Raw genomic sequence first — 9,821 nt, 5'->3', positions numbered from 1 at the left:
AGCGACGATGCAAAATATCTCCTTTGAATATTTTTTAACTTTGTCAACAAACTGAGGGCTTAAACTCAAGCCCTTTCTAATTTTATTTCAATATTTTTCAAATCTTTGTTTTTGATAAACTCCTCTATCACCTCTATAATTGGCTGATATTTTTCATAAAAGACTACTATTAAATCTCCTGCTTCAGCATTGTACATAGCCGCCCTTAATGCTTCTGTCTCTTTTAAAATAGTCTTTATTTTTTTCCTATCTATACCCCCTTTTATTGCACCTTGTTCTAATAATTTAGCTACTTCTCCCGGTTTTCTACCTCTTAAATCTAAATCTTCTTTTATATATATAAAGTCAAATCCTTGACCACAAATTTCTCCTACTTTTAATATGCTGGAATTTATTCTATCTCCTGGAACTCCTATCACACCGATGAGCCTGTTCGCATCAAGTTTTTGTGCTGCTTCTATTACACTTTTTATTCCAGCTATGTTGTGGCCATAATCTACTAATACACGGAAATTACCTACATTAAATAAGTTAAATCGCCCTGGATTGTGTGTAGTATCGCAGTAAAATGTCTTTATACCCTTTGCAATAATATTTATAGGCACTTTTACACCATAAGAAGCAGCGATAGCTGCAAGAGCATTTTCCACATTATACAAAACTTTCCCTGACAAAGCTGCAGGAATTTCCTCTATCTTTACAACAGGAATTATTTGTCCATTTGCTATAACGATGACACCATCTTTAACATATACTGCAATTCCGCCTTTTTCTACATGCTTTTTCACAGTGAGGTTATTATCGTACATTGAAAAGTATATTACTTTACCTTTAGCCCTTTGAGCCAAATAAGGAGTCATAGGATCGTCAGCATTTAAAACACTGTAGCCGCCTTCTTTTACTGCTTCCACCACCAAAGACTTAACAAAAGCCAAGTCTTCTAAAGTCTTTATTCCATCAATGCCAAGATGGTCTTCTGAAATATTGGTTATTACACCTACATCTGCCAAATCATAACCTAAGCCTTCCCTTATAATACCTCCTCTTGCTGTTTCTAATACTGCAGCATCTATGTTTTTATCAGCTAGACAAGTTCTTGCACTTTTTGGGCCGGTATTATCACCTTTGTAGACACAGGTGTCATCGATATAAATGCCGTCAGTACAAGTCATTCCTACAGTATAGCCATAGGTCTTTAAAATATGAGCTGTCATTCTGGTAACTGTAGTTTTTCCATTTGTGCCTGTAATAGATATAATAGGAATTGTGGCCTTGCTTCCTTTAGGAAAAAGCATATCTACAATCGCCTTTGCTACATTTCTCGGTTTACCTTTGCTAGGATAATGGTGCATCCTTATTCCTGGAGATGCATTTATTTCAATTATCGCTCCATTTTTTTCAGTTAGAGGTTTTTTTATATCCTCCATTGTAATGTCTATACCAGCTATATCAAGGCCAATAGCTTTCGCTGCTCTTACAGCAATTTCTATATTGTTTGGATGAATTTCATCCGTCTTGTCTATCGCAATTCCTCCTGTACTTAAGTTTGCACTTTCTCTCAAAAATACTTTTTTACCTTTTTTAGGAACATCTTGTAGATCAAAACCTTGTTTTTTAAGAGTCAATTTAGAAATAGTATCTATTGTAAGTTTTGTAAGGGGTTTTTCATGGCCTTTCCCCCTTAAAGGATTTTTATTTTCTATTTCCACTAACTCTTCAATAGTGTGAATCCCATCCCCTATTACATGGGCAGGAATTTTTTCGGCTACCGCTACTACTTTTTCGCCTACAACCAATACTCTGTAATGTTTACCCTTTATATGTTTTTCTACAATAACAAGGTCACTGTAAGCTTTGGCGTTTCTATAAGCTATACTTACTTCTTCTCCATTGGTTATGTTTAAATGAACTCCTTTGCCTTGATTTCCGTTGTAAGGTTTTATAGCGACAGGATATCCAATTTCTTCTGCAATAGCAATTGCCTCTTCTTCATTGTAAGCAACATCTCCCTCCGGCACAGGAAATCCATGGTCTTTTAGAATCTGTTTTGTCAAGATTTTATCTGAAGCTATGTCTACTGCAATGCAACTGGTATTTTGTGAAATTGTGCCTTCGATCATTTTTTGATATTTCCCATAACCTAATCGTAAGATACTACCATTTCCTACCCTTGTAACTGGAATTCCTGCTTTTAGAGCTTCGTTCTTTATAGCCATTGTACTAGGCCCCAGTTCTATTTCAGCAATTATATTGCGTATTTTCTCTAATCTCTCTTCTAAATCAAATTCTTCCCCTTGTACAAATTTATTTACCATTTCAACCGCTAATTTCCCTACTCTTATCCCACACTCTTCCAATCCATATTCATAAACTATATAATACAGATTCCCTTCTATAGTTCTTGCTCTTCCAAATTTTACATCATATCCTAGCATATTTTGTAGTTCCAAAATTATATGCTCTGTCACATGGGGTAAATAGGTGCCTTCCTCTAATCTTTTTAAAAATCCCCCTTCATGCTCGTAAGAACAACTATGTTTTGAAAGGCCAGGAAGTGATTCTATTAATTTCTCATTAAAATTGGGTATATCTTTTGTAGGGATATCTAATCTCTCTATATCTACTGCCATTTTTATTACAGGTCTATGGCTGTATATATTTCTCCCTCGATATACCCTTATATCTTTAATAATCATACTTTATCCTCCTTGAGCTTGACTTTGGGTATCCATTTTTCTAAATCATAACCATAACCGGATGGCAATATGTGAAGTATAACATTGGTGAGGGCTAAAATTTCATTAGGACTTGATTCAGAAACATTAGAGTGTTCTAACTTTCTTCCCTCCACTACTGTCACAGCATTTGAACCTATCACTCTAAAGCTATTTTTCTCCACAACTATAGCTGTATCTTCATCAATCCCTATTCCGAGATTGTTTGGGTTTTGAGCAATTGCTGCAAGAAGCCTTCCAATGCGCCCTCTTTGTGCAAAATGTTGGTCAATTATTACGTCTTTTAATAAACCTAATCCAGGAGCCATTTTGATAGTGCACTTCCTTGGAGAATCTTCATCATTTCCCTCCACAATCATAGTTTGTGACATCACCGAAGCTCCTGCACTTGTACCTACAATTAAAGTTCCTTCTTTATACAATTGTTTTAACAATTTATCTATGCCACTTCCTCCTAAAATACTGGTTATCCTCAATTGGTCACCACCTGTAAAAAAAACACAACTGCAATCTTTAAGTACATCCCTTGCATAATTTATTTCCTTGTCTTCCCTTGAATCTATATTTACAACTTTTACATCCTGTGCTCCCAATTTTTTAAAAATAGAAATATACAAGTTACCGACTTCCATTGGTTTTTCTGTCGCTGTTGTCATTATTATTATTTTACTTTCTCTTCCCCCGGCTAAATTTACAACCTCTTTTAGTATTTCGCACTTGTCCTCTTTGTCTTCTGCTCCTCCTATGATAACTAACTTGCCTTTTACTTCTTCTTCCATTTATCCGCCTCCAAAAATAATAAACTCTCAGGTTTCATAATTTATTATTCCTGAGAGTTTAACTCAATATACTTTATATTATGTTTTCAGAGTACATAATTTTATTGCATCCTTTTTCTACTTTTATTTCCAGATTCTTGATATATAACATTTCGCCATCGACACTAACAGGTACTTCTCGATTTGCCTCTATTTCTACTTTTTTCGCTTTATAAACTTCTGCAATTTTAAGTTTAGTATGGGTTCCAAAAAGAACTAAGGGCAATAAAACCAATAATTTAATCTTACTTATTTTGTCAACAATCATGACATCTAAATAGCCATCATTAGGATCAGCACCCGGCAAAAGCTTTAATCCGCCTCCATAATAGCTTAAAACTCCCGCTGCAAAAATTGTTATTTCTCTATTTAACTCTTTATCATCCATTTTTATTTTTACAGAATAGGGCTTGTATTTAAAGAGGACATTTAAAAGGGCAGTCAAATATACCCATATCCCTGATAAAAATTTTTTGAACCGCACAGCCATTACCGCTGTTTCAGAAACGATGCCTGTGCTTGTAATATTTCCAAAAGTTAATATATCGTTTATCACAGCTCCGTCTATAATTTTGATATTACCCATTATAAGCACATCAATAGCCTTTTCTAACTTTCTAGGTATGTGGAAAAATCTCGCAAAGTCGTTTCCTGTCCCTACAGGAATAATTCCCAGTGCAGCCTGTGTACCTTTTATTCCATTTACTACTTCAAGTACAGTACCATCTCCTCCTACTGCCGCCACAACTTTAAATCCACTAAGAGCTGCTTTTCTTGCTAATATTTTCCCTTCTCCTGCATATTTTGTTATAAAAATTTTGTAATTGATTAATTTCTTTTTCATAATTCTTCTAATTTCTGGAATCTTCCGATAGGCCCTTCCTCCACCTGCCACCGGGTTCACAATAAACGCAATCATGGTTATCACTCCCTGTTTTTTATAAAGCTTTTCTTTTGGCTCTTTCTATAGCTTGTACTTCTTCAGCAGAAAGAGGATATTTAGATTGCCCTCTTTCAATAGGCTTTGCAAAAGTAGCCGTCTCATTCCTGCCGTATATTCCCGACAAAACAATACCATTGTCATTGCTGTCTAATAGGGCAATAGAAAAACTTAAATCAGATCCTACATCAGGAAAGGCATTATACCTAACTATCCCCACTTTTTTAATTGCTGTTTCTGTTTCTTTATCTAAAGAACTTAAATCTATTCTTAACTTATCTAGTTTGCTTTTTATATCTTCATTCTCGGTAAGAATTCTAGAAAAAATATCAAAAACATCTCCTTTTTCCAATGTTTTAATCACCTTATTATAAGTCCTGTTTAATCTTAAAAATTTCCCATTAATTATAAGTATGAAAATTAATTCTATAATTGATAAAACTGATAAAAACAAGATAATCAGTGTAGCATTTTGAGAAATAATGCCTAAAAAATTTTGCATAAGTTTCTCCTCCAATTCATCAGAATGTTTTCTGTGAAATTATTTCAATAGCTTTTATAGCTTTTTCTACTTCTTCTTCAGTGTTAAAATATCCAATTCCAAATCTTACAGTTCCGGTTCTTAATGTGCCAATTGTCGAATGAGCCAACGGAGCACAGTGCAATCCCGAACGAGTAGCTATATTAAAATCCTTATCCAAAATATAACTAATTTCTCCCACATCTTTATCTTTTAGTGTCACTGAAACTACTCCTACTCTTTCCTCCACCCTTTGAGGCCCATAAATTTTAACTCCTTTTATTTCTTTTAATCCCTCTATTAAAATTTTTGTAAGTTTTTCTTCTTGCCGGCGAATACTATCTACACCTACAGACTTTACGAATTTTACTCCTTCTTTAAGACCCGCAATTCCTGGAGTATTAGGAGTTCCACTTTCTAATTTGTCTGGCATCAAATCAGGTTGATACATTGACTCAGACTTGCTTCCCGTTCCCCCTTCTTCAAGAGGCAATATTTCTATGCCTTCTCTTACATATAACCCTCCTGTACCTTGAGGGCCGTACAATCCTTTGTGGCCAGCAAAAGCTAAAAGATCAATATTTTGCTTTTCCACATCTATAGGCAATACACCCGCCGTCTGGGCTGCATCCACCAAAAAAATCAAATTCATTTCCCGGGCAATATTTCCTATTTCCTCAATAGGCATTATTGTACCAGTAACATTGGAAGCGTGAGTTATGGCAATCATCTTTGTGTTTGTTGCAATTGCTTTCTTTATATCCTCAGGGTCAATCTTTCCTTCCCCATTTGCTTTCACTATTGTAACTTCTATTCCCTTTTGTTTTAGCGTCATAAGAGGTCTTATTATAGAATTATGCTCCATGCTAGAAGTTATTACATGATCCCCTTCTTTCAAAACACCTTTTAAGGCAATATTCAAAGCTTCTGTTGTATTAGATGTAAGTACCAATCTCATAGGATTTTTTATGTTAAAGAGGCTACCTATCTCTTGCCTAGCCTCAAAAATAACCCTTCCTGCTCCAAGTGCCATTTTGTGTCCGCCTCTTCCAGGGTTTCCGCAATTTCTTAAGGTTTTTTCCACTTCCTTATACACTTCCTCGGGTTTAGGCCAAGAAGTAGCAGCATTATCAAAATAAATCATAGTCCTATCTCCTTAAATTAAATCTCCTCATATTAGTATATGTAAACCTCCTTTTTGCGTTCTTATCTATATTTTATATTTATTTTTTTTCATTAGCAACAAAAAACTATTAAAGTTCGTATTAAGTTCTGTAGGTGTCCCATTAATAAATGTTAACTGTTTTGCTGGGATGCACCATCGTCCAGCAAGCTAAACGAAAGCTTGCTTGGGTTCTGCGTGATTCCCGGCCTTAGCATCGTACCTATGGGATCGTTCTCCGGCATACATGTCTTCAAGTCTGACCTCTCTCTAAGTTCATTGTTTTAGATTTAATAAAATTAAAAGCCTCCATATAAATAGGAGACTTTTATATTGAGTCTATAATACTTTTTATTCCTTTCCATAAATAAGTTCAATAATTCTTGTCAAATCTTCGTCACTATAATATTCTATTTGTATAATTCCTCTATTTTTACCTCTTTGAGATATTTTCACTTTTGTTCCTAAAAAACTACATAAATTATCTTCTATTTCCTTGATATGTATATCTATTCTGTTTGATTTTCCTTTTTGAGAGCTTTTCCCATTTTTGCGTAAAAGATTTTTCACCAAGTCTTCTGTTTCTCTTACGTTTAAATTTTCTGTAACAACTTTTTTTGCTGCCTCATACTGTAAATTTTTACTTGGCAAAGAAAGTATAACCTTTGCATGGCCTATTGTTATCTCCCCTTTTACTAACATTGCTTGTACTCTATCGTCAAGATTTAGAAGTCTTATGCTATTTGCAATTACTGAGCGGCTCTTACCAATTTTTTTAGATATCTCTTCTTGTGTGAGATTAAATTGCTCTATTAATGCTTTATATGCTTTTGCTTCCTCAATAGGATTTAAATCCTCTCTTTGCAAATTTTCAATCAAAGCTATTTCCATAACCTGTAAATCATCAAAATCTCTCACAATTGCTGGTATTTCAGAAAGTCCCGCAATTTTAGCAGCTCTCCAACGTCTTTCTCCTGCTACTATCTGATATCCAGAAGCCACTTTTCTTACTATAATTGGCTGAATAATTCCATTTTGTTTAATAGATTCTGCTAACTCTTTTAAACTTTCTTCATTAAACTGTTTTCTCGGTTGGTATTGATTAGGATGAATATAGGCAATATTTATCGTCTCTACACCCTGAGGTTCCTCTCCCTGATACTCAGGTATAAGTGCTTGCAAACCTCTGCCTAATCCCTTTTTACTCGCCATTTTATCACCACCTTTGTAAATTTTTTATATTCCTGCCCTTTCTATCACTTCTAATGCCAATTCCTCATAAGCCTCTGCTCCTTTGGAATTAGGGTCATATATAGAAATTGGTTTTCCAAAACTTGGAGCTTCCCCCAAGCGAATATTTCGAGGAATAATTGTTCTGTAAACTTTCTCCTTGAAAAATTTTTTCACCTCATCCACCACTTGTATAGATAAGTTTGTCCGGGCATTAAACATAGTGAGAACTACACCCTCTATTTCGAGTTGAAGGTTTAGACTCTTTTTTACAAGATTGATGGTGTTCATAAGTTGGGTAAGTCCTTCCAAAGCATAATATTCGCATTGAATCGGAACAATTACTGAATCAGCAGCAGTAAGAGCATTTATAGTCAAAAGTCCAAGTGATGGAGGACAATCTATTAATGTATAATCAAATTCATCTTTAATTGGATTTACTGCACTTTTTAATTTATATTCTCGCGAAAGCATAGGAACTAATTCAATCTCTGCCCCTGCCAATTGAATACTAGATGGAACAATTGAAACTTTTAAATCCTTTAAAGGTATTATTGCACTTTTTATATCTTCATCTTCAATCAGCACCGTATATGTAGTGTGCTTTAAAGAAGCCGGGTTTATCCCAAACCCACTTGTCATATTACTTTGAGGATCTATATCTATACATAAAACTTTTTTCCCTTGTGTTGCTAAAGAATATCCTAAGTTTATAGTTGTGGTAGTTTTACCAACCCCACCTTTTTGATTTGCGATGGCAATAACTTTGCCCATTTTTTCACCCCCTTTTGCATGCAAATACATGTTTAAGAGTTATCAATTTATATGTTTATTATATCATTGTTTATATCAATGTTCCACATGGAACATTATCAAGGGGGTGAAAAAACTTTTACTTTTTTGAAATTTTGATTACAAACTCTATATACTCTTCCTTATCATTTTCAATATACTCTGCCGGCACACCAGATTTTTTCATCAAATCTACAGCTTGTTTCACTGTATTTACAAAAATTCTTATATCCTTATAAAATTTCATCATTTTTTTGTTTTCTTTTTTAACTTGTTCCGGTGGCTTTGTTATTTTGTCTATCATACTTTGTATCAATTTTTCTGTTTGACTCACGTTTAATTTTTTCTTTATAATTATTTCTAGTGCCTTTCTTTGTAGCTCTTCATCAGGAAGTCTCAAAAGTGCCCTAGCATGCCGCTCCGTTAAATCATTTTCCAATAGCTGTTCTTTTATCTCTTTGCTAAGCTTCAAAATCCTCAATTTGTTAGCAATAGTTGATTGGCTTTTACCCAGAATTCTTGCTAATTGTTCCTGTGTTAAATGGTGGTCGTTTATTAAATTATAATATGCTTCGGCCTCTTCAATAAAATTGAGATTTTCTCTTTGTAAATTTTCAATTAAAGCTAAAACAGCCGAGTCTTCATCTTGCGCGTTTATAATTATCGCTGGTATCTCCGCAAGACCTGCCAATTTAGAAGCCCTTAACCGCCTTTCCCCCGCTACTAACTCATAAAAATTATTGTGCACCATTCTTACAGTAATAGGTTGCAATACCCCATAAGCTTTAATGGACTCTGCTAATTCTTGTAAATTCTTTATATCAAAGTTCTTTCGCGGCTGATAGGGATTAGGCCTTATTGAATCAATCGGCAAATAACAAATTTCTTGTGTTTTGCTCGATACCACTTTTACACACCCCGCTCTTAAAACAATTAAAAAATTTTTCTACAATATATATTCGACAAATAATGTAAAATTCCTCCTTAAATTCAAATATATTGTTAAAAATTATAAAAAAGTTTCGGGCACTGGAATAAGGTTATTAAAAAAATTTTTTTGCTGTATAAGCTCTGCCAATTTTTGAGGATAAACTTGATAGCTTTTCAAATCCTTAAGTTCAATCCATTTTACCTCTCTTAAAATCTGTTTCTCTTTAGGAAGTTCAGGGTCACTTCCTAAGGTCAAATTTCCCCCAATAATAGAAGAATAAAAATACGTCACATAGTAAATATCATATTCCTGAATATAACAGACACCTTTAAGTTCAATGTCATAACCTGTTTCTTCTTTACATTCTCTTATAGCAGCTTCTGCTACTGACTCATTTTCTTCTACCCTGCCTCCAGGAAAAACCCATGCTATTTCCTCCCCATCTTGATGTTTTACTAAGAGAACTTTTCCTTCTTCAACAATGACCACTCTCGCAACTAAAAAGCTCGCTCTAAATTTTAACATTTTCCTTCCCTCATTTCCAAAATTGGTAAGTTATTTAGGATATTTATATTAAAATTATACCACAAAAAATTTTATAAAAATAAAAAAGCAGTCTAAAATTACTTTTAGACTGCACAGTTTGTTGACAAAGTTAAAAAATATTCAAAGGAGATATTTTGCATCGTCGCT

General features: G+C 34.2%; 8 protein-coding genes and 1 pseudogene. All 9 read right to left on the bottom strand.

The features are described from left to right. Positions 1–65: 65 nt before the first annotated feature. Positions 66–2,696 carry a cyanophycin synthetase gene (cphA, locus tag I4N53_RS10340; RefSeq protein WP_214496178.1) on the bottom strand — a complete coding sequence of 877 codons (2,631 nt, stop codon included), beginning with the start codon at positions 2,694–2,696 and terminating at the stop codon, positions 66–68. Further along, positions 2,693–3,514 (bottom strand): cyanophycinase, encoded by an 822-nt coding sequence (locus I4N53_RS10335; protein WP_028992485.1) that lies wholly within the window; start codon positions 3,512–3,514, stop codon positions 2,693–2,695. The genes cphA and I4N53_RS10335 overlap by 4 nt, the downstream gene beginning before the upstream one ends. Before the next feature lie 78 nt (positions 3,515–3,592). Continuing rightward, positions 3,593–4,472 (bottom strand): annotated as a pseudogene (locus I4N53_RS10330) (diacylglycerol kinase family protein). A gap of 19 nt (positions 4,473–4,491) precedes the next feature. Then, positions 4,492–4,995, bottom strand: coding sequence for a DUF4446 family protein (locus tag I4N53_RS10325; protein WP_214496176.1), 504 nt, complete (start codon positions 4,993–4,995; stop codon positions 4,492–4,494). Between the two features lie 19 nt (positions 4,996–5,014). Next, the gene (locus I4N53_RS10320; RefSeq protein WP_013151051.1) at positions 5,015–6,157 is read right to left on the bottom strand and encodes an aminotransferase class V-fold PLP-dependent enzyme; all 1,143 of its coding nucleotides are present in this window, start codon (positions 6,155–6,157) and stop codon (positions 5,015–5,017) included. Positions 6,158–6,526: 369 nt separating this feature from the next. Next, positions 6,527–7,387 carry a ParB/RepB/Spo0J family partition protein gene (locus I4N53_RS10315; RefSeq protein ID WP_013151052.1) on the bottom strand — a complete coding sequence of 287 codons (861 nt, stop codon included), beginning with the start codon at positions 7,385–7,387 and terminating at the stop codon, positions 6,527–6,529. Between the two features lie 24 nt (positions 7,388–7,411). Next, positions 7,412–8,179, bottom strand: a complete 768-nt coding sequence (locus tag I4N53_RS10310; protein WP_214496175.1) for a ParA family protein — start codon at positions 8,177–8,179, stop codon at positions 7,412–7,414. A gap of 118 nt (positions 8,180–8,297) precedes the next feature. Next, entirely contained in the window at positions 8,298–9,104 is an 807-nt protein-coding gene (noc, locus tag I4N53_RS10305) for a nucleoid occlusion protein (protein WP_012996273.1), read from the bottom strand. A gap of 102 nt (positions 9,105–9,206) precedes the next feature. Then, positions 9,207–9,653 carry an NUDIX domain-containing protein gene (locus tag I4N53_RS10300; protein ID WP_013151054.1) on the bottom strand — a complete coding sequence of 149 codons (447 nt, stop codon included), beginning with the start codon at positions 9,651–9,653 and terminating at the stop codon, positions 9,207–9,209. Positions 9,654–9,821 lie beyond the last annotated feature (168 nt).

Source organism: Thermoanaerobacter sp. CM-CNRG TB177, assembly GCF_018588165.1.
Taxonomy (GTDB): Bacteria; Bacillota; Thermoanaerobacteria; order Thermoanaerobacterales; family Thermoanaerobacteraceae; genus Thermoanaerobacter; species Thermoanaerobacter thermocopriae.
The sequence above is the reverse complement of the archived record's forward strand: the minus strand, read 5'-3'. Positions and strand labels throughout refer to the sequence as shown.

Bases quoted from the DNA above. Each gene is read 5' to 3' on its own strand.
- I4N53_RS10335 (WP_028992485.1), bottom strand. From the start codon at position 3,514: ATGGAAGAAGAAGTAAAAGGCAAGTTAGTTATCATAGGAGGAGCAGAA.
- I4N53_RS10310 (WP_214496175.1), bottom strand. From the start codon at position 8,179: ATGGGCAAAGTTATTGCCATCGCAAATCAAAAAGGTGGGGTTGGTAAA.
- cphA (WP_214496178.1), bottom strand. From the start codon at position 2,696: ATGATTATTAAAGATATAAGGGTATATCGAGGGAGAAATATATACAGC.
- I4N53_RS10315 (WP_013151052.1), bottom strand. From the start codon at position 7,387: ATGGCGAGTAAAAAGGGATTAGGCAGAGGTTTGCAAGCACTTATACCT.
- I4N53_RS10320 (WP_013151051.1), bottom strand. From the start codon at position 6,157: ATGATTTATTTTGATAATGCTGCTACTTCTTGGCCTAAACCCGAGGAA.
- I4N53_RS10325 (WP_214496176.1), bottom strand. From the start codon at position 4,995: ATGCAAAATTTTTTAGGCATTATTTCTCAAAATGCTACACTGATTATC.
- I4N53_RS10300 (WP_013151054.1), bottom strand. From the start codon at position 9,653: ATGTTAAAATTTAGAGCGAGCTTTTTAGTTGCGAGAGTGGTCATTGTT.